The 228-nt window shown below is 68.0% G+C and carries 1 protein-coding gene; it reads left to right on the top strand.

Annotation, left to right across the window (positions count from 1 at the left end; genetic code table 11):
• Window positions 1-43: 43 nt before the first annotated feature.
• Window positions 44-228 (top strand): hypothetical protein (locus tag RYX56_RS25740; protein ID WP_317124562.1); only part of this gene is annotated, 185 nt, incomplete at its 3' end.

The following is a 228-nucleotide window of genomic DNA, read 5'->3' as shown; positions in this document are numbered from 1 at the left end:
CCCTGCCCTTGCGCGGCGTCCGCCCAGGGCGCTTATTCGGTCCATGACTCCGGACGTTGGCCTGGCGCCGAGCGGTCCGCACCGCTGGGAGGACTTCCTCTCCCTCGATGACGACGACCGCCGCGAGCTGATCGATGGCCACTTCCTGGAGATCGAGGTGCCGAACGAGTTCCACGAGTGGATCGTCACCTGGCTGGTGACGAACCTGACCGTCTGGGCGCACCCGCG

Origin of the sequence: Alkalihalophilus lindianensis, assembly GCF_032843265.1 — a bacterium.
Classification (GTDB): Bacteria; Bacillota; Bacilli; order Bacillales; family Bacillaceae_D; genus Alkalihalophilus; species Alkalihalophilus lindianensis.
The sequence above is the reverse complement of the archived record's forward strand: the minus strand, read 5'-3'. Positions and strand labels throughout refer to the sequence as shown.